At 34.0% G+C, this 652-nt stretch carries 1 protein-coding gene; it reads right to left on the reverse strand.

From position 1 onward, the window contains the following. Positions 1-408, reverse strand: a 408-nt coding sequence (locus DW103_RS04745) for a 6-bladed beta-propeller (RefSeq protein WP_199652968.1), incomplete at its 3' end; no start/stop codon positions are given. Positions 409-652: the final 244 nt, after the last annotated feature.

The following is a 652-nucleotide window of genomic DNA, read 5'->3' on the forward strand; positions in this document are numbered from 1 at the left end:
TCTATCATATTCGATTATCTTATTTCCAACCGTATAATAATTTTCTTTTGATTTCAGCAATAATTCCAGATGTGGATCTTCTCCTACACCCTGTCCCCTTGTTCCTATTGCTTTAATATGATTTCCATTCCAATCAAACAATCGAGTACCAACCATAACAACATCATTTGTAAAACGAAAAACTAAAGTATTACTTAATAAGCAATTCGGTTTTGTTTCCAATGGAATATAAGTTACACTATCCGCTATCTCCGATAAACACACCTCTTCCGATAAATCCAACACATCCTTCAGATGAATCACCGTATCACGTGCTACGACAACTTCTTCCGCACTCTCCGTAGGTTGGTTACGATGCGTACATCCACATAATAATACCAGCAACAATAAGATTACATTTCTTTTCATAACAATAGATCTCCTTTATTATTCAAATTTGACATCTCTTAAAATACAAGATCTCACAATGAGATTCCTGATTAACGATGGCAATTTATGAAAAATATTCCGAAAGACAAGCAAGTTGTGCGAAAAAATCGTAATTCTCACATTTACTTATACGATAAACCATTGAAGACCTTTACATATCCATTATGACAACTTCTCCTTTTATCTCAACTACCCAATTCCAACTGGTTCTTCACCAACTTAT

It is taken from the genome of Parabacteroides sp. AM08-6 (assembly GCF_003473295.1).
GTDB lineage: Bacteria > Bacteroidota > Bacteroidia > Bacteroidales > Tannerellaceae > Parabacteroides.